Below are 20,189 nucleotides of genomic sequence, written 5' to 3'. Positions count from 1 at the left end.
GTGCCAGCCAAGGCTGGCACAGTAAATTTCGCCTACGGAACGAAAGTCGCAACACCCAATTCATCTGGGGTTGCTTGCGGCTCTGGCTTTGCTGCTTTACTTAAAATCTCAGCAGGGGCAACAGCGCGGCGTAAGTTCATTTGGGATTCTGTACGAATTAAGTCACCACGTAAAGAGTTTGGTAGTGCTTCAGTGATACGTACATCAACAAACTGACCGATCACAGTGTGCGGGCCAATAAAGTTAACAACGCGGTTGTTTTCGGTACGGCCACGTAATTCCATCGGATTTTTCTTCGATGGACCTTCAACTAAAATACGCTGCTCAGTATCAAACATTTGACGGCTGATCTGTTGTGCCATTTGGGTAATACGATTTTGCAACAGGTATAAACGCTCTTTCTTTTCTTGCTCGCTGACATCATCAGGCAAATCAGCCGCTGGTGTACCTGGGCGTGCACTATAAATAAAGCTAAAGCTCATATCAAAACCAATATCATTGATAAGGTTCATCGTCGCTTCAAAATCAGCAGCGCTTTCGCCAGGGAAACCAATGATGAAATCTGACGACATACTTAAATTAGGGCGAATTTTACGTAACTTACGAATCGTTGACTTGTACTCAATAGCAGTATGGCCACGTTTCATTAAGTTAAGAATGCGGTCTGAACCACTTTGTACTGGTAAATGTAAGTGATCCACAAGTTCAGGCACGTCGGCGTATACGTCAATGATGTCTGGTGTAAATTCTACTGGGTGCGAAGTGGTATAACGAATACGGTCAATACCATCAATGGCTGCAACATAACGAATTAGATCTGAGAAGTAACAAATTTCACCGTCATGTGTTTCACCGCGATAGGCATTCACGTTTTGACCCAGTAAGTTTACTTCGCGTACACCTTGCTCAGCTAGTTGAGCAATCTCTAATAATACATCATCAAGTGGGCGGCTTACTTCTTCACCACGGGTATAGGGTACGACGCAGAATGTGCAGTATTTAGAGCAGCCTTCCATGATTGAAACGAATGCAGACGGGCCATCGGCTTTTGGCTCTGGTAAACGGTCAAACTTTTCAATCTCTGGGAATGAAATATCAACCACAGAGCTGCCTTTATTACCTTGGACTTGTTTGATCATTTCAGGTAAGCGGTGCAATGTTTGCGGGCCAAAAATAACGTCAACAAATGGTGCGCGTTGGCGAATTGAATCACCTTCTTGTGAGGCAACACAGCCACCAACACCGATGATCAGATCGGGTTTGTCGTCTTTGAGTAATTTCCAACGGCCTAGTTGATGGAATACTTTTTCCTGCGCTTTTTCGCGAATTGAACAGGTATTGAGTAGGATTACATCTGCATCCCCAGCTTCATCAGTTAACTGGTAGCCGTTGGTTGCATCGAGAAGATCAGCCATTTTCTGAGAGTCGTATTCATTCATCTGACAACCCCAGGTTTTAATATGCAGCTTTTTACTCATTGAAATATAGCCTCGTTTTCAATTCGGTAGTGGCACGGTTGTGCGCTAAACATGATAAGCGCACGTTCGCTTACTTAAAGGACGCGTATTTTAGCTGGATACCCGCTTAGATCCAAGTATAGTTTTTATGTTTGTGAATTGAAGTCAAACAAAGCGCCTTTTATCGTAGATTAAGATGAAACGCACTCGTACTTGCAAACAGAAGTACGGTACAATCAAACGCACTGAAAATAGCCAAATTAGTGACGTAAAAATGATGAAAAACAAGGTTATTGTTGTTGGCGGTGGCATGGTTGGTGCAGCTACCGCAGTGAAGCTCGCAAAACAAGGATGCCAAGTAACGGTGATTGAACAGCGCGTAATTAATGCCGCTGAGGTACTTGCTAGTGACAAAGTTGATATTCGCGTATCGGCAATTAATCGCTTTTCAGAAAATTTATTAGACCAACTCGGTGCCATGGCTACTTTGCGAGCACACCGGCACGCGCCTTACCAACAGCTTGAAGCATTCGAACGAGCCGGTGATAACTTACTATTTGATTGCCATGATATAGACACCACTCATTTAGGTCATTTAATCGAAAATAACTTAATTCAAGCAAGTCTCTGGCAGCAGTTTGCAGCGCACGATATTGAAGTGCTTGAGATTAGCCAACCGTTATCCGCGATTGAACATCATGCTCAACAAATTACTTTACATTACGCCGAGCAACAGTTTTGTGCTGACTTAGTCGTTGCTGCTGATGGTGGACAATCAATGTTACGCCAAAAAGCAGGTATTGGTGTTACTGGCTGGCAGTATGGCCAACATTGTATGGGCGTGCTTATTAAACTCGATGCCCCACAACAGATAAAAACGTGGCAGCAATTTAAGCCCACCGGCCCCGTTGCATTTTTACCTATGCAAGCACCTTATGCTAATTTAATTTGGTATGACGATGGCTGTAAATTACAAAGCTTAAAAAAATTAGCCCCTACAGAATTAAAGCAGCAAGTACTGGATAACTTCCCCCCATTAGCGGGTGATTTTGAGGTTATTGAGCACGCGGTTTTCCCTTTGGCACGTCAACATGCTAACCGATACTCACAAGGACGTATTGTCCTTGTAGGCGATGCTGCGCATACTATTAATCCGCTTGCAGGGCAGGGCGTTAACTTAGGTTTTCAAGATGTTGTAGCGCTTGCTGATATATTAAAAAATGTAGACGACATAGGTGCTGCACAACATCTTAAGCAATATGAGTGCACTCGCCGTAAAGCGAACCTATTAATGATGAGTATGATGGATGCCTGTTATTTTGGCTTTTCTAATCAACTAACCCCATTACAATGGGCGCGCAGTCGTTTTTTAAAGATAGCGAATACCACCGGACCGGTAAAAAACTGGGTTTTAAAATATGCGATTAGTGGTGAAGTAGGATAAAGCTCTTTTGCATCACTGGAGTGAGTGAAAGCTCACTCAAATAATATTTGATTAAAGATTAAAGATTAAAGATTAAAGATTAAAGATTAAAGATTAAAGATAGGGTATTTTTAGAAAGTTGGCTGGGATACCAGGATTTGAACCTGGGAATGCCAGGATCAAAACCTGGTGCCTTACCGCTTGGCGATATCCCAACGCTAAATTTGGATGAGTTTTAGTTCTAATTAAGAACATGGTGCGGAAGGAGAGACTTGAACTCTCACAACCGAAGTTACTGGAACCTAAATCCAGCGCGTCTACCAATTCCGCCACTCCCGCAGTTCTCATTCTTTAACAACATTTCTTTGGTAGAAGAAGTTGGCTGGGATACCAGGATTTGAACCTGGGAATGCCAGGATCAAAACCTGGTGCCTTACCGCTTGGCGATATCCCAACAAAGAATTAGTTGATAATTTTAGTTCTTATCAAGAACATGGTGCGGAAGGAGAGACTTGAACTCTCACAACCGAAGTTACTGGAACCTAAATCCAGCGCGTCTACCAATTCCGCCACTCCCGCAGTTCTTTAAATGCAGATTTTATTGTTTTGGAACCTAAATCCAGCGTCTAATCAAGACAGCTATCAATTCCGCCACTCCCGCATATAATTTTTTATATTTTTACTCTTAACAGAGCTATTCTTTAGCAACATTTCTTTGGTAGAAGAAGTTGGCTGGGATACCAGGATTTGAACCTGGGAATGCCAGGATCAAAACCTGGTGCCTTACCGCTTGGCGATATCCCAACAAAGAATTATTTGATAATTTGAGTTCTTATCAAGAACATGGTGCGGAAGGAGAGACTTGAACTCTCACAACCGAAGTTACTGGAACCTAAATCCAGCGCGTCTACCAATTCCGCCACTCCCGCATCGAGCATACAGGTATTAATGTTTTGGAACCTAAATCCAGCGTCTAATTCAAGACAACTGCCAATTCCGCCACTCCCGTATTATCACTTTGAATTAATCAAAGTAATGGTAGTTATTTTAAACTCTTCATTGAGTTGCAATTTTAACTCTTGCTGAGCCACTTCTAGAAAAGAAATGGTGGCTAAGACGGGATTTGAACCTGTGACCCCATCATTATGAGTGATGTGCTCTAACCAGCTGAGCTACTTAGCCATTGTTGGCTGGGATACCAGGATTTGAACCTGGGAATGCCAGGATCAAAACCTGGTGCCTTACCGCTTGGCGATATCCCAACAATAAACAATTGATAATTTTAGTTCTTATCGAGAACATGGTGCGGAAGGAGAGACTTGAACTCTCACATCCTAAGATACTGGAACCTAAATCCAGCGCGTCTACCAATTCCGCCACTCCCGCATCGAGCATACAGGTATTAATGTTTTGGAACCTAAATCCAGCGTCTAATTCAAGACAACTGCCAATTCCGCCACTCCCGCATTTCAAATTTTGATAAATCAAAACTGAGGTAGTTATTTTAAACTCTTCATTGAGCAACAAAAAATAAATGGTGGCTAAGACGGGATTTGAACCTGTGACCCCATCATTATGAGTGATGTGCTCTAACCAGCTGAGCTACTTAGCCATCTTTTTTGTTAGCACTTCATCGCTGAGTGCGGGGCGTATTATGCTGATATGACCCAAATCCGTCAACACCTTTTTTGCAAAAAAACACGTATCGTGGTTTGTTTGCGGGAAAAATAGGCTAACAGGCTAAATTTTAATAAAAATGGTGTTTTTTTAACAGCTTTGTAGTGACTTATTTCTTTAATAGTAGTGCAAAAATAAAAAAGGCTCGTAAAAACGAGCCTTTAAAAATCACTAAATGTGATAAGTCATAGTGGCATGTTGTTAAACGTTGAACAAGAAGTTCATTACATCGCCATCTTTAACTATGTATTCTTTACCTTCTTGACGCATCTTACCTGCTTCTTTTGCGCCACTTTCGCCTTTAAAAGCGATGTAGTCATCAAAAGCGATAGTTTGCGCACGAATAAAGCCACGTTCAAAGTCAGTATGAATTTTACCAGCAGCTTGTGGCGCTGTTGCACCGACAGGAATTGTCCATGCACGTACTTCTTTTACGCCCGCAGTAAAGTAGGTTTGTAAATGCAGTAATTCATAACCACCACGGATCACAAGGTTCAAACCTGGCTCATCAAGACCAAGATCGGCCATAAACTCAAGTTTATCTTCTTCATCTAGTTCTGAAAGCTCAGATTCTATCGCAGCACATACAGGTACAACAACGGCATCTTCAGCAGCTGCTATTTCGCGTACACGGTCCAGATGTGGGTTATTCTCAAATCCATCTTCAGCAACGTTAGCAATATACATTGTAGGTTTGATGGTTAAGAAGTTGATAGGCGCAATCGCTGCCTTCTCTTCTTTTGTCAGTGCTAAAGAGCGTAAAGTTAAACCTTCATCAAGGTGTACTTTTACTTTTTCAAGAACAGCATTTTGTTCTTTGGCGTCTTTATCGCCACCTTTGGCTTTTTTCGCGTTACGGAAAATTGCTTTGTCAGCGCTGTCCATATCCGCAAGTACTAATTCAGTGTTGATCACGTCGATATCATCAGCTGGGTCAATTGTGCCCGCTACGTGAATTACGTTTTCATCTTCAAAACAGCGAACTACGTGACCAATTGCATCTGTTTCACGGATGTTAGCTAAGAATTGATTACCTAGACCTTCACCTTTTGATGCGCCTTTTACTAGACCTGCAATATCCACAAATTCCATACTAGTCGTTAGGATGCGTTGTGGATTAACAATTTTTGCAAGCTCGTCTAGACGAGGATCTGGCACCGGTACCACACCCGTATTTGGTTCAATGGTACAAAAAGGAAAGTTAGCGGCTTCGATACCCGCTTTGGTTAATGCATTGAAAAGTGTTGATTTACCAACATTAGGCAAACCGACGATGCCACATTTGAAACCCATAGTTAAGATACCTTGTTTAATTCCGCTTAACCGATTATGGCTTAAACGAATGTAGTCTGTTTTGTGCTTTTAACACACCGTCTTTTGCAAGTATTTCCATACAACGAACTGCTTCATCTACTGCGGCATCCATTTTTTCTTGATCTTCCTTGGCTGCTTTTCCAAGCACCCATCCGGTGACCATTTCACGATGTCCTGGATGACCTATTCCAATACGTAAGCGCATGAAATCTTTTTGATTTGCCATTTTTGCGATAATGTCTTTTAAACCATTATGGCCACCGTGTCCGCCACCTTTTTTTAATTTGGCAACACCGGGTTCTAAATCCATTTCGTCATGGGCAACTAAAATGCTCTCAACAGGGATTTTGAAAAAGTTGGCTAAACTACCGACCGCTTTACCACTTAAATTCATATAAGTTGTGGGGATCAGTAATTTGAATTCTTGACCTTGGATGATCACTTTGCCAGTAAGGCCATGATACTTAGGATCGTGTTTTAGCGTACAGTTGTAGCGTGCAGCGAGTTGCTCGATGAACCAAGCACCTGCATTGTGGCGTGTGTTTGCGTATTCGGGGCCTGGATTAGCCAGGCCCACAAGCATTTGAATAGAATTCAAGGTGCAAACCTTAAAAATTATTCTGCAGCTTCGTCTTCAACTGGCGCAGCTTTGTTAGCTTTGATAGTTACGATAGACTGGTCGTGATCAGCACCTTTCGCTAAATCTACAGAAGAAACACCTGCAGGAAGTTTAACGTCAGAGATGTGGATTGAATCACCAGCAACTAGGCCAGATACGTTAACTTCAACGAATTCAGGAAGTGACTTAGGAAGACACGTGATTTCGATTTCTGTTAATTGGTGAACAACAGTGTTACCAGCTTTAGTTACTACGTCTTCACCGATGAAGTGAACTGGCACTTTAGTGTGAAGTTTGTGAGCAGCATCTACACGTTGGAAATCAAGGTGAGTGATTTTAGGCTTGAACGGGTGACGTTGGATATCTTTAAGGATAGCTTCAACTTTTTCACCAGCGATATTAAGAGTAAGAATGTGAGTGTAAAAACCTTCACTTTCTTGTGCTTTGATCATATCTTTGTGTTCAAAAGTAAGTGATGCAGCTTCTTTGTCAGCACCGTAAAGGATCGCAGGGATTTTATCTTCACGACGTAGGCGGCGGCTCGCACCTGTACCTGTTGCTGTGCGTAATTCTGCATTGAATGTATAAGTTTCGTTAGACATGATGTCTCCAATAAATAAATAGTGTAGGGCCTTTGCGACCAAGGTCCCTAGCCAAAAGGCGCGCTATCATACCACTCCCACTGTACAAAAGAAACACGACATATAAAAAAAGCGCCACAGAGGCGCTTTAATTCAATCAGGGGGTTTGTAACTAAATAGTTTTAGTGTTCAAACATCGCTGAAATAGATTCTTCGTTGCTAATACGGCGAATTGTTTCCGCTAGCATGTCTGCAAGTGTTAACACTTTAATTTTATCAATTGCTTTTAATTCAGCAGACAGTGGAATTGAGTCAGTGACAATCACTTCATCAATTACTGAGTTACGAATGTTTTCTACCGCTTTACCAGAAAGTACAGGGTGAGTTGCGTATGCAAATACACGCTTAGCGCCATGTTCTTTAAGTGCTTCAGCTGCTTTACATAAAGTACCGCCAGTGTCGATCATATCATCAACGATGATACAGTCACGGCCTTCAACATCACCAATAATATGCATTACTTGAGAAACATTCGCTTGTGGGCGACGTTTATCAATGATGGCAAGATCGGTATCGTTTAATAATTTAGCAATAGCACGGGCACGTACTACACCGCCGATATCTGGTGATACAACAACAACATCATCAAACTGACGCTCTTTCATATCTTCAAGTAGCACAGGGCTACCGAATACGTTATCAACTGGTACATCAAAGAAGCCTTGGATTTGCTCAGCGTGTAAATCAACCGTAAGAACACGGTCAACACCAACACTTGAGAGGAAATCTGCAACGACTTTAGCTGTGATTGGTACACGGGCAGAACGCACTCGGCGGTCTTGACGTGCATAACCAAAATAAGGAATGACGGCTGTTATACGACCTGCAGATGCACGACGTAAGGCATCAACCATAACGATTAGCTCCATTAAGTTATCGTTAGTAGGGGCACAGGTTGATTGCACAATAAAAACGTCCGAGCCACGGACATTTTCATTAATTTGAACACTGATCTCACCGTCGCTAAAACGGCCAACAACAGCATCGCCAACTTCAATATATAAACGTTTTGCAACTTTTTGAGCTAACTCAGGTGTTGCGTTACCAGCGAAGAGCTTCATGTCAGGCACGGTAGGGTTCCTCAGGCACTGAATTTCTGGACTAATAAGCGATACATAAAGTATAGCTTATTAACTTAAACTTTATTTACTTGTACGTTACTTCATTGCTTAAATGAATAGCGTTCAACTGCGTATGGGCAGGAGAGATATTAACGCTGCTGGCAATAAAACCGTCCCAGCTATCGGGGAGATTTTCAAGAACATGTTGCGCTTCATTTTGCGTGGCAAATTCAACAAAACAACATGAACCTGTGCCAGTCATCTTAGACGGAGCGTATTTTAGCAACCACTGGAGGGTCTTTTCAACCTCAGGGCAGAGCTTTTTAACTAAAGGCTCACAATCGTTGCCTAATGTGTGCTGTTGCCAGTCGCCATTTAGCTTCGGTGTATCGCGTTTTAAATCGGGGTGAGTAAAAATTTTTGCAGTGCTGACATGTTCACTTGGATGCACGACACAATACCACTTTTGCGGCAGCTCAACATCGACCAACTTCTCGCCAATGCCTTGCGCTAGGGCGCTTTTGCCGTTAATGAATACAGGCACATCAGCACCAAGTTGTACACCAAGTTGTGCTAATTCTTGTAAGGATAATTGACAGCGCCATAATTTATTCAGTGCTAAAAGTGTACTTGCGGCATCGGAAGAGCCACCGCCAACACCGCCTCCCATGGGCAATATTTTAGTTAAATTTATTTTTGCACCAAAAACTGAATTACAGTGCTTTTGTAATAAAACAGCCGCTTTATAGATCAAATTATCTTTAAGTGGAATAGCAAAGGTGTCGCCAGTGACTTCAATCGCAGTCGTTTCAGTTAAAGTAAAAGTGAGTTGATCGCCGTAATTTAAAAATGTAAATAAGGTTTCGAGTTCATGATAGCCATCTTCACGACGACCATTTATATGTAAAAATAAATTTAGTTTTGCTGGAGCTAATAACGAAAAAGAAGTCATAGTGTGCTTAGTCATGTTAGTCAAAGTGCCACTCATAGAGTTGAATTTTTATTTTAATATCGCGGTGTTTTAATGTCAGTTTTTTAGGTAGCCAAAATCCTGCATATTGTTGATAGTCAGCGTAGTTTATTTGCCATTTAGCGCCATCTGCGGCTTGCCAAGTTACGCTTTTGGCACGACCCAGTTCATCGACTTGCAGACTTGCATCATCAACGGTGCCTTTTAGCCAGTCATCTGCACTGTCCATGGGAATTGTAAAACCAGTTAACCGAGTCAGTAAACGCGATGCATTTATATCATGATAAACATTATCGTCGTATTCAAGTTCAGCACCGTGACTATTTTGAGTTAGGGCTAAAACGCGAGTGCCGATAAAACTAGTTAGAATTAACTGGTTTAATTCATCCTTTTGTTGCCAGTTTAAATTAGCTGATTGGCGTTCATCAGGACTAATAAAAGCGAGTTTCCCTTCTACTTGCCAGTTACTTTGTTGTGATAATTGTGCTTTCCAGTCATCATAAAGAGTCGTTTGAGGGTGAATTTGCTGTGCGCAACCACTTAAAAATAAAAAAAATATGAGTAAAATCAAATATAGTCGAATCAAATGTCGTTCCTTACTTTCCATATTCCGCTGATTTTTGGTAAAATTATCGTCTTTCGAGCACGGCTTAGCAATATTTGGCACATATGACCATAGTAGCACTTGGTATTAATCATAAAACCGCATCTGTAGAATTACGCGAAAAGGTTGCCTTTTCGCCTGAGCAATTATCAGAAGCATTACAGCAACTGAGTGATCACGATCAGTTTAATGAAGCGGTTATTGTGTCAACCTGTAACCGTACAGAAATCTATTGTAGCCTTGCCCAGCAAAATTCCCAAATACTGTTGCAATGGTTAGCTAGTTTCCATGGTTTGGATGAATATGAACTGAGCAGTAATGTTTATTGCCACCAAGATAACGACGCGATAAATCATTTAATGCGCGTTTCCTGTGGACTCGACTCATTAGTGCTCGGTGAGCCGCAAATACTGGGTCAAATTAAGCAGGCATACAATAGTGCTAAAAATCACAACTCAGTCAGTGTGGTGTTTGATCGGTTATTTCAAAAAACCTTTTCGGTAGCAAAACAAGTTAGAACGGAAACCGATATAGGCGCCAGTGCCGTATCTGTTGCTTATGCTGCGGTTAATTTAGCCAAGCATATATATGGCAAGTTAGATAAAACCAAAGTGCTATTAATTGGTGCTGGCGAAACAATTGAGCTGGTAGCTAAGCATTTATATCAAAATGATCCACAACAGATCACCGTGGCGAATCGCACCATCGAGCGTGCGCGTTTATTGGCAGAAGATGTTAATGCCGACGTTATTGCGTTAGCGCAGTTGCCAGAACGTTTGCATCAAGCCGATATAGTCATTAGTTCGACTGCCAGCACCTTGCCGATTATTGGTAAAGGGGTGGTTGAACAAGCGCTAAAACAGCGCCGTAATAAGCCCATGTTATTTATTGATATTGCTGTACCGCGTGATATTGAGAGCCAAGTGGGTGAATTAGATGCTGCCTATTTGTATTCGGTAGATGACTTACAGGCAATAGTAAGCGAAAATATCGCCTCAAGAGAACAAGCTGCCGATGAAGCGCAAGTGATCATTACTCAGCGCTGTGCAGAATTTGCGATGTGGATGCGTTCACTCGACTCTGTCGATTTAATTCGCAGTTACCGCCAAGATGTACATGATATAAAATCTGAACTGGTTGATAAGGCAATAAGCCAATTAAATACCGGTAAAGATGCAGAACAAATTATTTTAGAGCTGGCCAACAAATTAACCAACCGCCTGATGCACGCGCCTACCCGTGCAATTCAAGACGCGGCAAAAAAAGGTGAAGTTGCCCAGTTAAGCCAATTAAAGAAAATGTTAGGTATTGATCAGGAATAGCAGTTACATGAAAGAGTCCGTATATCGTAAGTTAGAAACCTTAGTAGAGCGCTACGAAGAAGTGCAAGCGCTGCTAAGTGATCCGTCAGTTATCAGTGACCAGAATCGCTTTCGTACGCTTTCAAAAGAGTACTCAGAGCTGGAAGAGATCGTTAAAGCGTTTTTAGCGTATCAGCAAACACAAGATGATGTTGCAACCGCTGAGGAAATGCTCAAGGATTCAGACCCAGACATGCGTGAAATGGCGCAAGAAGAATACAAAGAAGCAAAAGCGCAAATTCAGGTAATTGAAGAGCAAATTCAAGTATTAATGCTCCCTAAAGATCCACGTGATAATAACAATGTATTTTTAGAAGTACGTGCTGGTACAGGTGGCGATGAAGCGGCCATTTTTGCTGGTGACTTGTTCCGTATGTATAGCCGTTACGCAGAAACTAAGAAGTGGAAAGTTGAAGTAGTTAGTACTAATGAAGGTGAGCACGGCGGTTACAAAGAAGTGATTGCTAACATTAGTGGTGAAGGTGTTTACGGACAGTTAAAATTTGAATCAGGCGCTCACCGCGTTCAGCGCGTACCAGAAACTGAATCACAAGGGCGTGTTCATACATCAGCCTGTACTGTGGCGGTAATGGCAGAAGTCCCTGAGGCGGAAGCTATTCAAATTAATACTGCAGACATTAAGGTTGACACTTTTCGTGCATCAGGCGCCGGTGGTCAGCACGTTAATAAAACCGATTCAGCAATTCGTATTACTCACTTACCAACCGGTGTGGTTGTTGAGTGTCAAGATGAGCGTTCACAACATAAAAACCGCGCTAAAGCGATGTCAGTTCTTGCCGCCCGCCTACAACAAGCTGAAGATGAAAAACGCCATGCTGCAGAAGCCTCAGAACGTCGTAACTTAGTAGGCAGTGGGGACCGTTCTGAGCGTATTCGTACTTATAACTACCCGCAAGGGCGTATTACCGATCACCGTATTAACCTAACACTTTATCGTTTAAACGAAGTGGTTGCGGGTGATTTAGGCTGTGTAATTGAACCACTAATGCAAGAACATCAAGCTGACTTGTTAGCTGCGATGGGCGATGAATAAGCGTGACAGACACGGTTGAATCAGCAATAAAACGGGCTACTTTGCTATTGCAAAGTAGCACCGACAGTGCCAAATTGGACGCGCAAGTTTTATTACTTGATGTCTTACAAAAACCACGTAGCTATTTATTCAGTTGGCCTGAAAAACTGCTTAGTGCAGCACAGCAGCAGCAATTTGATCAACATTGTCAGCGCCGTTTAAATGGTGAGCCAGTTGCTCATATTACGGGTTTAAGAGAGTTTTGGAGCTTACCTTTACAAGTCAACTCAAGCACTTTAATACCGCGTCCTGATACTGAAACACTGGTAGAGCATGCCCTGACACTTGCGTTACCTGCAAATGCTAAAGTACTTGATTTAGGCACTGGTACAGGCGCGATAGCACTGGCCCTTGCTAGTGAAATGCCTGATTGGCAAATAACTGGTGTTGACACAGTGACAGAGGCCGTTTCTTTAGCGAATACAAATAAGCGGCGATTAGGTTTTACCAATGTGAACTTTGTACAAAGTGATTGGTTTAGCCAAGTTACAGCACAACAGTTTGATCTAATTGTTAGTAATCCTCCGTATATTGAACACGATGATATTCATTTAAGCCAAGGTGACGTCCGTTTTGAACCGCTATCGGCATTAGTGGCCGATGATGACGGTATGGCAGATATAAAGTATATTATTAGCCAAGCGCGCGACTTTTTAACCCCAAATGGCACGCTTTTAATTGAGCATGGTTTTCAACAAAGTATTAAAGTGCATAGTTTTTTTGCAGAAATGGCGTATACAAATATACTTACAGTTAAAGATTTAGCGAATAATGATCGTGTAACGCTCGCACAGTGGCCTGGATAACCATAACAATGACAGTGCGAGAGCAGCATAACCGCCTTTGAGGACTTAGTATGATGGATGATTTTTTGTTTTCGGACGAACCGCAAGAAGAGATTTGTGAAGTAATAAAGGGCACGTGGAAAGTTATTATTGTTGATGATGAGCCAGAAGTCCATGCTGTTACTAAACTTGCATTAAGTGATTTTGAATTTCAAGATAAACGCTTAGAATTTATTAGCGCATACTCAGGTGCTGAGGCAAAAGAGCAAATAGATAAAAATCCGGATGCTGCCATTGTATTGCTCGATGTGGTGATGGAAACTGACGATGCAGGTTTAAAAGTCGCGCAGTATATTCGTGAAGTTGCTAAAAATAATCATATTCGTATTATCCTTCGTACAGGCCAACCAGGCCAAGCTCCAGAGCGTCAAGTTATCGTTAATTACGATATTAATGACTATAAATCTAAAACAGAGCTGACCGCGCAAAAACTATTTACAGTCGTGATGTCAAGCCTGCGTTCTTATCGTGATATTTTATCAATTGAACAGTCTCGCCAAGGCCTTGAGAAAATAATTAAAGCCTCGCGTGATATTTTCTCAGCTCACTCCCTCGATCATTTTATTGAAGGGGTAATGCAGCAATTGACTTCGTTGTTGGGCACGGTTGATCAAGCTATGTATGCAACGAGTTTAGTCGCTGGTAACCCGCAAGATAATCAACATAAATTGGTGGTATTTTCTGGGCGAGGCGATTTTGAACGCAGTGAAGGCAAAGCAATTGAAGAAGTACTGAATACCGAGCAGCTATTAGCGTGTCAACAAGCACTCCAAGATAAAACCATAGTCTATAAAGATAATTACCTGTTTGCATACTGTTGCAGTGAGCATAATCATAATTCAATGCTGTTTATTTCTGGCATTCCAAAGTATTTAACTGACACGCAGCGCCATTTAATTGAGATATTTTCGCAAAATGTACAACTAGCGTATGAAAATGTGCAATTACAATCGGAAATTGAAGCAACTCAACAAGAGCTGGTGTTTCGTTTAAGCGAAGCACTGGAGCAGCGTTCAACTGAAACCGGGAATCATGTGAAACGGGTGTCGCATATATGCCATACTTTAGCGCTGGCATATGGTTTATCAAAGCGTGAAGCCGAGCTCGTACGGTTAGCATCACCATTGCATGATGTGGGTAAGGTAGGTATTCCAGACGCTATTTTGAATAAACCAGCAAAATTGAACGCCGAAGAATGGGAAGTAATGAAAACCCACACCCAAAAAGGTTTTATGATATTAAAAGGCTCTCGGCGAGAAATTGTTAATGCGGGTGCTGAGATTGCACGTGACCATCATGAAAAGTGGGATGGCACGGGTTATCCTCAAGGGCTTCAAGGGCTGGATATTCATGTGTTTGGTCGTATCGTTGCGCTTGCGGATGTTTATGATGCGCTACGCCATAAACGTTGTTATAAAGAAGCGTGGACAATTGATGACGTTGTTAATGAAATAAACCAGCAAAAAGGTATGCACTTTGAGCCTAAGCTCGTTGATATATTTAATGATAATCTTGAAGAGCTTGAACAAATACTGGCGCGTTATCCAGATTAAAAATTAACACCGGATTTAAAATTAACATTAAAGAGTAGTTAGGGGCATATGGATTATTTAGCAGTAAAACACACACACATGGCAATTGCAGTTTTAAGCATTGTTTTATTTTATGTTCGTTCATTTTCACGTTTAGGCAGTGGCACTATCGCAAAAAATAAAGTCGTTTTTATTGGTAGCCATGCAACCGATACCTTGTTACTTATTTCAGCCATAGTGCTAATGGCGATTGCAAAGATCAATCCACTAGAGCAAATGTGGTTACTTGAAAAAATTATTCTCGTGGTGGCTTATATTGCATTGGGTATTATTGCCAGTAAACAACAAAAAACCAGTATTAAAGTGCTGTTTTTAGTTGTTACAACCGCGGTCATAGCGCTAATTGGTAAATTGGCTGTCACTAAAACTGCTTTATTTCTTTAAAGTAGTGACTGTGCAAGGGGGAATTTTTACCTTTGCACAGTAAACTTAGCTACGGCGTTGGTATCTGCTCTAAAAACTAGGTAAACTAGTCGTTCATTTTCTATTTAAGATGTTGCCGTATAAATGACCACCCCTTGGTTTGAAGATCAAAATGAACCCTATCAAGATGAGGCTTTTGACACATTCGTTCCCCAAGCGTTGTATCGTTGTATCAGCGCAGAAGCGAAGTGGGATCCACACGCCGATTTAAGTGATAGCTTTGCCACCTTAAACGACTTTGAAACGCAAGTTACCGCACTGTGTCAACAACACGAAGATATTCATGAGCGCTTTGATGCGTTAGTTGATATGTTCTTTACGCAGTGGCTATTTAGCGTATCTAGCCTGAAAGTACCCGAATATACCCTCAACAGCTTTAGCTATATGTTAAGCATGCGCAGCGGTTCAGAAACCACGCTGGCTATTTTACTCTGCCACTTACTTAACCACGCTGACTTTGACGCCAATGTGACGATTAATAATGGCGAAATAAATGTTCATGTTGCCATCAGCGATGAAGAGGGCTATTTGCTTGAGCCAAGTTCTGGTCAGCAAAGTTGGTATATCATTCCTGAAAACGCCAGTGAAGAAAATGGCGATGAACAAGAGCCACTAGAGCTTATTTTTGACGAAGAAGTGTATAAGCTTTACTTAGCGCAACAAAAGTGGGCGTTCATTACCAGCAACAAGTTTGGTCATGCTTTAAGCTGTGTTGAGATGTTGATGGAGTTAATAGGCGATGACCCGTACGAAAGACGCGACAGAGGCTATTTACTTAACCAACTAGATTGTCCGAAAATGGCTCGTGACGATTTACAATTTTTTATCGATGAGTGCCCAGATGATCCTGCGATTGAAATTATCCAGCATCAACTTGAAGAACTCGAAGATAATCATAAAACTCACCATTAACTTTTAAGGAATATACATGGCTGACGCCCATACGGCTCTGATCACCAATGACGCAGTTGTCTTTGGTTTATTAGCAGTAATATTAGGCTTTATTTTTAAAACATCGAGCAGCCAAAATAGTGCGCTGAAAAAGTTTTACAAATATGTCCCAGCATTATTACTGTGCTATTTTTTACCTTCACTACTGAACACCTTTGGCATTGTTGATGGTCACTCATCCAATGTGTATTTTGTTGCATCACGGTATTTGCTTCCAGCATGTTTAATCTTACTGACCATTAGTATTGATTTAAAAGCTATTATTAATCTTGGCCCCAAAGCCCTTATTATGTTTCTAACTGGTACTGTGGGTATTGTTATTGGTGGCCCATTGGCTATTTTGATCATGAGTGCAGTGTATCCTGAAGCTGTTGGCGGTCATGGTCCAGATGCAGTATGGCGTGGTATGACAACCATCGCAGGTAGTTGGATTGGCGGTGGTGCAAACCAAGCGTCGATGAAAGAAATGTTTGAAGTGGGTGGCGATATATTCTCAGCGATGGTGACGGTAGATGTGATCGTCGCGAATTTATGGATGGCGGTATTGTTATTAATGGCTGCCAACCATAAAGCTATTGATGCAAAAACCGGCGCTGATACCAGCGCGATTGAAGAGCTGAAAAACCGTGTTGAGAAGTATCAGGCCGAGCATGCACGCATGCCTACAATGAATGATTATATTATGATCATTGCTATTGCATTTGGTATTACCGGGCTTGCACACTTTTGTGCTGATTTCTTAGGGCCTTATTTTGGGGCTAATTTCCCATGGGCACAAGAATACAGCTTAAACAGTAAATTCTTTTGGCTGATCGTTATCTCGACGACGATTGGTATTGCATTGTCGTTTACTAAAGTGCGCCATATTGAAGCCTTTGGTGCATCGAAGGTCGCTTCTTGCTTTTTATATATTTTAGTTGCCTCAATTGGTCTACATATGAATATCACCGCGATAGTCGAATCGCCAATGTATTTTGTTATCGGCTTAATTTGGATGCTAACCCATGCTAGCTTAATGCTCATTGTTGCTAAAATTATTAAAGCGCCATTATTTTATATGGCCGTCGGTTCGCAAGCGAATGTCGGCGGCGCTGCATCGGCACCTGTGGTGGCGTCAGCATTTCATCCATCGTTGGCACCGGTTGGCGTGTTACTAGCCGTACTCGGCTATGGGGTGGGTACTTATATGGCTTATATTTGTGGATTAATGATGCAAGCAGTTGCACCTTAAGGAATGAAAAATGAATAACCAACTGATTAAGATTAATAACATTGAATTGGCAAACGAAAAACCGTTTGTATTGTTCGGTGGCATGAATGTTTTAGAATCACGCGATCTAGCAATGCGTATCGCTGAGCATTATGTTGAAGTGACCACTAAGCTTAATATTCCTTATGTATTTAAAGCCTCGTTTGATAAAGCAAACCGTTCATCAATCAACTCATACCGTGGACCTGGTATGGAAGAAGGATTAAGAATTTTTGAAGAAATCAAAAAAACCTTCAATGTGCCTTTGATCACTGATGTTCATGAACCACATCAAGCAGCACCGGTAGCAGAAATTGTTGATGTAATTCAATTACCCGCCTTTTTAGCGCGCCAAACTGATTTAGTTGTTGCGATGGCGAAGACTGGCGCGATTATTAATGTTAAAAAACCACAGTTTTTAGCCCCGCACGAAATGCGCCATATCATTACTAAATTTGATGAAGCAGGTAATGACAATATTATCCTGTGTGAGCGCGGTTCAAGTTTTGGTTATAACAACTTAGTGGTTGATATGCTCGGTATGGATGATATGAAAGCAATGGCGCCGGTTATTTTTGATGCCACTCATGCATTACAACGCCCAGGCGGACGTGCCGATTCTGCCGATGGTCGGCGTGCACAAGCCGCTGAGCTTGCTCGCAGCGGCATGGCATTAGGTATTGCAGGCTTATTTATTGAAGCGCATCCAAACCCTAATGAAGCTAAATGTGATGGCCCATGTGCACTGGCACTCAGTAAGCTGGAAGGCTATTTAAGCCAAATGAAAGCCGTGGATGATTTGATCAAGAGCTTTGGTCCACTGGATACCAGCGCCAGCGACTTGTAATCGCAAAGCGTGATAAGAAAAGCGACTTAGGTCGCTTTTTTTATGTCTTGAATATACACTTCCTTGGCATATGTATATAATCTTATCCATAAAAAAAACTAATTCTAAGTTTGATCACTATGTCTCGACGTGTTCCGCCACTAAACGCATTAAAAGCATTTGAAGCTGCTGCCCGCCATTTGAGTTTTACTAAAGCGGCGGAAGAATTGTATGTCACGCAGGCGGCGGTGAGCCATCAAATTAAAACCTTAGAAGAGCACCTTGGTTTAAAGCTATTCCTACGTAAAAATCGTTCATTATTACTGACCGAAGAAGGCCAAGGTTACTTTTTAGATATTAAAGAAATATTTACCCAGCTTATTGATGCCACCGAAAAGCTCTTAGCACGTGGCGCGAAAGGCTCGTTAACAGTAAGCCTAACGCCAAGCTTTGCTATTCAATGGTTAGTACCGCGCTTGAGCTTATTTAACGAACTGCACCCTGAAATTGATGTGCGGATAAAAGCCCAAGATCAAGACGAAAACTCACTCACTGATGATGTTGATGTCGCTATTTATTATGGCCGTGGTCATTGGAGTGGCGTGCAAACCCATAAACTACATACCGAATATTTAGTGCCCTTGTGTAGCCCTATGTTATTAACTGGGCCAAAGCCGCTGGATCAGCCCAGTGATTTGGCAAACCATACTTTACTGCACGATACTACCCGCAAGAACTGGAAAACCTGGATGAAAACCGCTGGTGTACGTAACGTGCAAGTAAACCAAGGGCCAATATTTAGCCACTCATCTATGGTGTTACAAGCTGCGGTGCATGGTCAAGGAGTTGCCATTGGTAACAGCGTGCTTGCTAAACCTGATATTGACGCTGGACGTTTAGTTATTCCGTTTAACCACAGTTTAGAAAGTAAAAATGCCTATTATTTAGTGAGCCGTGAAACGCAATCTGAATTAGGTAAAATAGTGTCGTTTAAGCAGTGGATGTTAAGCCTCGTTGAGCAAGAACAAGAGTATTAATATGATTGAATGGATCAAAAGTAAGTCACCTGCTAAAGCTCAGTTTATTTTTGCCCATGGCGCCGGAGCAGGCAGTGACTCTGAATTTATGCAACAGGTGGCGCAATTACTAGCAGCGCACGATATTGATGTTGGTTTGTTTGATTTTGAATATATGCAAACCGCCAAGCAAACCAACAAGCGCAGGCCTCCCGATCGGGCGCCTAAACTGTTGGATTATTTTGCGCATATATTAACCTTTACACAGCCTAATCTGCCGCTGTTTATTGGCGGCAAGTCAATGGGCGGGCGGATGGCATCAATGCTTGTCAGTGAAGAGCGAGTAACAATGCCGACAATTTCAGGCGTATTGGCATTTGGCTATCCATTTCATCCTCCAGGTAAGCCTGACAAGTTACGCATTGAGCACTTTGGCAACATAGCATGCCCGTTTATGGTGCTTCAGGGCGAGCGCGATACGTTTGGCACCCGTGATGAATTAACTCAGCTACAACTTGATAAGCGTCCTGATTTTGTCTGGCTAGCTGATGGCGATCATTCCTTAAAGCCGCGTAAACGCAGTGGTTTTACAGAGTTAGGTAATGTGCAAACTGCCGCTGAGCACGCAGCAGGTTTTATCAAGCAGCATATCTAAAAGCATCTTTTATAGGAAAAAAATCATGATTAAACTATTTTTAATGGCTGGCAGTTTATTTTGTATGCTCTCTGTGGTGTTGGGCGCATTTGCGGCCCATGGCTTAAAAAGCCGAGTGTCTGAATACGCGATAGGCGTATTTAAAACCGCAGCAGAATATCAAATGGTACATGGCCTTGCGCTAATTGCGATTGCCATTTTAATCAAATGGGGAATTAACTTAACTTGGGCTGGTTGGTTTATTATTGCCGGTATTTTGCTGTTTAGCGGTAGTTTATATTTATTAGCAATCACAGGTTATAAGTGGCTAGGGCCAATTACGCCACTTGGCGGGGTTTGTTTTATCATCGGTTGGGTGATTTTATTGGTGCAAGTGGCACGCTTCAAATTTTAATAGAGAATATCGCGCGGG

The 20,189-nt window shown here is 42.0% G+C and carries 19 protein-coding genes and 10 tRNA genes; 12 read left to right on the top strand and 17 right to left on the bottom strand.

Annotation, left to right across the window (positions count from 1 at the left end):
* Positions 1-32 precede the first annotated feature (32 nt).
* Positions 33-1,478 carry a tRNA (N6-isopentenyl adenosine(37)-C2)-methylthiotransferase MiaB gene (gene miaB / locus ACMVDV_RS07590; protein WP_304185895.1) on the bottom strand — a complete coding sequence of 482 codons (1,446 nt, stop codon included), beginning with the start codon at positions 1,476-1,478 and terminating at the stop codon, positions 33-35.
* A 175-nt stretch (positions 1,479-1,653) separates the two neighbouring features.
* Here miaB and ACMVDV_RS07585 point away from each other — a divergent pair, with 175 nt between their 5' ends.
* Positions 1,654-2,901 carry an FAD-dependent oxidoreductase gene (locus ACMVDV_RS07585; protein WP_416157712.1) on the top strand — a complete coding sequence of 416 codons (1,248 nt, stop codon included), beginning with the start codon at positions 1,654-1,656 and terminating at the stop codon, positions 2,899-2,901.
* A 119-nt stretch (positions 2,902-3,020) separates the two neighbouring features.
* Here ACMVDV_RS07585 and ACMVDV_RS07580 read toward each other — a convergent pair.
* The 16 genes from ACMVDV_RS07580 to lolB all read right to left on the bottom strand — a co-directional run bounded on the left by ACMVDV_RS07580 (position 3,021) and on the right by lolB (position 9,748).
* Positions 3,021-3,095 (bottom strand) — tRNA-Gln (locus ACMVDV_RS07580).
* A gap of 39 nt (positions 3,096-3,134) precedes the next feature.
* Positions 3,135-3,219 (bottom strand) — tRNA-Leu (locus tag ACMVDV_RS07575).
* Positions 3,220-3,259: 40 nt separating this feature from the next.
* A tRNA-Gln gene (locus ACMVDV_RS07570) sits at positions 3,260-3,334 on the bottom strand.
* Between the two features lie 40 nt (positions 3,335-3,374).
* Positions 3,375-3,459 (bottom strand) — tRNA-Leu (locus ACMVDV_RS07565).
* A 150-nt stretch (positions 3,460-3,609) separates the two neighbouring features.
* Positions 3,610-3,684: transfer RNA gene (locus ACMVDV_RS07560), tRNA-Gln, on the bottom strand.
* 40 nt (positions 3,685-3,724) lie between these two features.
* A tRNA-Leu gene (locus tag ACMVDV_RS07555) sits at positions 3,725-3,809 on the bottom strand.
* Between the two features lie 176 nt (positions 3,810-3,985).
* Positions 3,986-4,062, bottom strand: a tRNA-Met gene (locus ACMVDV_RS07550).
* A 5-nt stretch (positions 4,063-4,067) separates the two neighbouring features.
* Positions 4,068-4,142 (bottom strand) — tRNA-Gln (locus ACMVDV_RS07545).
* 39 nt (positions 4,143-4,181) lie between these two features.
* A tRNA-Leu gene (locus tag ACMVDV_RS07540) sits at positions 4,182-4,266 on the bottom strand.
* Positions 4,267-4,415: 149 nt separating this feature from the next.
* Positions 4,416-4,492 (bottom strand) — tRNA-Met (locus ACMVDV_RS07535).
* A gap of 266 nt (positions 4,493-4,758) precedes the next feature.
* A complete protein-coding gene (ychF, locus tag ACMVDV_RS07530) occupies positions 4,759-5,850 on the bottom strand; it encodes a redox-regulated ATPase YchF (RefSeq protein ID WP_416157711.1) in 1,092 nt (363 codons plus the stop codon).
* Positions 5,851-5,884: 34 nt separating this feature from the next.
* Positions 5,885-6,469, bottom strand: coding sequence for an aminoacyl-tRNA hydrolase (pth, locus tag ACMVDV_RS07525; RefSeq protein WP_064668077.1), 585 nt, complete (start codon positions 6,467-6,469; stop codon positions 5,885-5,887).
* Positions 6,470-6,486: 17 nt separating this feature from the next.
* Positions 6,487-7,092 carry a 50S ribosomal protein L25/general stress protein Ctc gene (locus tag ACMVDV_RS07520; protein WP_064668076.1) on the bottom strand — a complete coding sequence of 202 codons (606 nt, stop codon included), beginning with the start codon at positions 7,090-7,092 and terminating at the stop codon, positions 6,487-6,489.
* 161 nt (positions 7,093-7,253) lie between these two features.
* On the bottom strand, positions 7,254-8,201 hold the full coding sequence (locus tag ACMVDV_RS07515; protein ID WP_064668075.1) for a ribose-phosphate pyrophosphokinase: 948 nt from the start codon (positions 8,199-8,201) through the stop codon (positions 7,254-7,256).
* A 76-nt stretch (positions 8,202-8,277) separates the two neighbouring features.
* Positions 8,278-9,159, bottom strand: coding sequence for a 4-(cytidine 5'-diphospho)-2-C-methyl-D-erythritol kinase (gene ispE / locus ACMVDV_RS07510; RefSeq protein ID WP_064668074.1), 882 nt, complete (start codon positions 9,157-9,159; stop codon positions 8,278-8,280).
* A gap of 1 nt (position 9,160) precedes the next feature.
* Positions 9,161-9,748 carry a lipoprotein insertase outer membrane protein LolB gene (gene lolB / locus ACMVDV_RS07505; protein WP_416157710.1) on the bottom strand — a complete coding sequence of 196 codons (588 nt, stop codon included), beginning with the start codon at positions 9,746-9,748 and terminating at the stop codon, positions 9,161-9,163.
* Positions 9,749-9,831: 83 nt separating this feature from the next.
* Here lolB and hemA point away from each other — a divergent pair, with 83 nt between their 5' ends.
* The 11 genes from hemA to ACMVDV_RS07450 all read left to right on the top strand — a co-directional run bounded on the left by hemA (position 9,832) and on the right by ACMVDV_RS07450 (position 20,171).
* A complete protein-coding gene (hemA, locus tag ACMVDV_RS07500; RefSeq protein ID WP_064668072.1) occupies positions 9,832-11,088 on the top strand; it encodes a glutamyl-tRNA reductase in 1,257 nt (418 codons plus the stop codon).
* A 7-nt stretch (positions 11,089-11,095) separates the two neighbouring features.
* Positions 11,096-12,181, top strand: a complete 1,086-nt coding sequence (prfA, locus tag ACMVDV_RS07495; RefSeq protein WP_064668071.1) for a peptide chain release factor 1 — start codon at positions 11,096-11,098, stop codon at positions 12,179-12,181.
* Positions 12,182-12,183: 2 nt separating this feature from the next.
* A complete protein-coding gene (gene prmC / locus ACMVDV_RS07490) occupies positions 12,184-13,026 on the top strand; it encodes a peptide chain release factor N(5)-glutamine methyltransferase (RefSeq protein WP_064668070.1) in 843 nt (280 codons plus the stop codon).
* A 50-nt stretch (positions 13,027-13,076) separates the two neighbouring features.
* Entirely contained in the window at positions 13,077-14,618 is a 1,542-nt protein-coding gene (locus tag ACMVDV_RS07485; RefSeq protein ID WP_193330422.1) for a response regulator, read from the top strand.
* Between the two features lie 48 nt (positions 14,619-14,666).
* Positions 14,667-15,041 carry a SirB2 family protein gene (locus ACMVDV_RS07480; protein WP_192542234.1) on the top strand — a complete coding sequence of 125 codons (375 nt, stop codon included), beginning with the start codon at positions 14,667-14,669 and terminating at the stop codon, positions 15,039-15,041.
* A 123-nt stretch (positions 15,042-15,164) separates the two neighbouring features.
* Positions 15,165-15,992, top strand: coding sequence for a tetratricopeptide repeat protein (locus ACMVDV_RS07475; protein WP_064668067.1), 828 nt, complete (start codon positions 15,165-15,167; stop codon positions 15,990-15,992).
* Positions 15,993-16,008: 16 nt separating this feature from the next.
* Complete coding sequence (locus ACMVDV_RS07470) at positions 16,009-17,262, top strand: DUF819 domain-containing protein (RefSeq protein ID WP_064668066.1); 1,254 nt, start codon at positions 16,009-16,011, stop codon at positions 17,260-17,262.
* Between the two features lie 10 nt (positions 17,263-17,272).
* Complete coding sequence (kdsA, locus tag ACMVDV_RS07465; RefSeq protein ID WP_304184983.1) at positions 17,273-18,127, top strand: 3-deoxy-8-phosphooctulonate synthase; 855 nt, start codon at positions 17,273-17,275, stop codon at positions 18,125-18,127.
* Positions 18,128-18,246: 119 nt separating this feature from the next.
* Positions 18,247-19,143, top strand: coding sequence for a transcriptional regulator GcvA (locus ACMVDV_RS07460; protein WP_145240653.1), 897 nt, complete (start codon positions 18,247-18,249; stop codon positions 19,141-19,143).
* A 1-nt stretch (position 19,144) separates the two neighbouring features.
* Positions 19,145-19,777, top strand: coding sequence for an alpha/beta family hydrolase (locus ACMVDV_RS07455; RefSeq protein ID WP_416157709.1), 633 nt, complete (start codon positions 19,145-19,147; stop codon positions 19,775-19,777).
* A gap of 25 nt (positions 19,778-19,802) precedes the next feature.
* Complete coding sequence (locus ACMVDV_RS07450) at positions 19,803-20,171, top strand: DUF423 domain-containing protein (RefSeq protein WP_304184987.1); 369 nt, start codon at positions 19,803-19,805, stop codon at positions 20,169-20,171.
* The last annotated feature ends 18 nt before the right edge of the window (positions 20,172-20,189 follow it).

Origin of the sequence: Pseudoalteromonas sp. ASV78, assembly GCF_047806705.1 — a bacterium.
GTDB lineage: Bacteria > Pseudomonadota > Gammaproteobacteria > Enterobacterales > Alteromonadaceae > Pseudoalteromonas > Pseudoalteromonas prydzensis_A.
Note: the sequence above shows the minus strand (reverse complement) of the source record. Positions and strands in the feature narration are given on the sequence as shown.

Coding starts and splice junctions, on each gene's coding strand:
- ispE (WP_064668074.1), bottom strand. CDS start 9,159: ATGACTAAGCACACTATGACTTCTTTTTCGTTATTAGCTCCAGCAAAA.
- ACMVDV_RS07475 (WP_064668067.1), top strand. CDS start 15,165: ATGACCACCCCTTGGTTTGAAGATCAAAATGAACCCTATCAAGATGAG.
- ACMVDV_RS07450 (WP_304184987.1), top strand. CDS start 19,803: ATGATTAAACTATTTTTAATGGCTGGCAGTTTATTTTGTATGCTCTCT.
- ACMVDV_RS07480 (WP_192542234.1), top strand. CDS start 14,667: ATGGATTATTTAGCAGTAAAACACACACACATGGCAATTGCAGTTTTA.
- ACMVDV_RS07585 (WP_416157712.1), top strand. CDS start 1,654: ATGAAACGCACTCGTACTTGCAAACAGAAGTACGGTACAATCAAACGC.
- miaB (WP_304185895.1), bottom strand. CDS start 1,478: ATGAGTAAAAAGCTGCATATTAAAACCTGGGGTTGTCAGATGAATGAA.
- ACMVDV_RS07470 (WP_064668066.1), top strand. CDS start 16,009: ATGGCTGACGCCCATACGGCTCTGATCACCAATGACGCAGTTGTCTTT.
- ACMVDV_RS07485 (WP_193330422.1), top strand. CDS start 13,077: ATGATGGATGATTTTTTGTTTTCGGACGAACCGCAAGAAGAGATTTGT.
- hemA (WP_064668072.1), top strand. CDS start 9,832: ATGACCATAGTAGCACTTGGTATTAATCATAAAACCGCATCTGTAGAA.
- prfA (WP_064668071.1), top strand. CDS start 11,096: ATGAAAGAGTCCGTATATCGTAAGTTAGAAACCTTAGTAGAGCGCTAC.
- ACMVDV_RS07460 (WP_145240653.1), top strand. CDS start 18,247: ATGTCTCGACGTGTTCCGCCACTAAACGCATTAAAAGCATTTGAAGCT.
- ychF (WP_416157711.1), bottom strand. CDS start 5,850: ATGGGTTTCAAATGTGGCATCGTCGGTTTGCCTAATGTTGGTAAATCA.
- ACMVDV_RS07520 (WP_064668076.1), bottom strand. CDS start 7,092: ATGTCTAACGAAACTTATACATTCAATGCAGAATTACGCACAGCAACA.
- kdsA (WP_304184983.1), top strand. CDS start 17,273: ATGAATAACCAACTGATTAAGATTAATAACATTGAATTGGCAAACGAA.
- ACMVDV_RS07455 (WP_416157709.1), top strand. CDS start 19,145: ATGATTGAATGGATCAAAAGTAAGTCACCTGCTAAAGCTCAGTTTATT.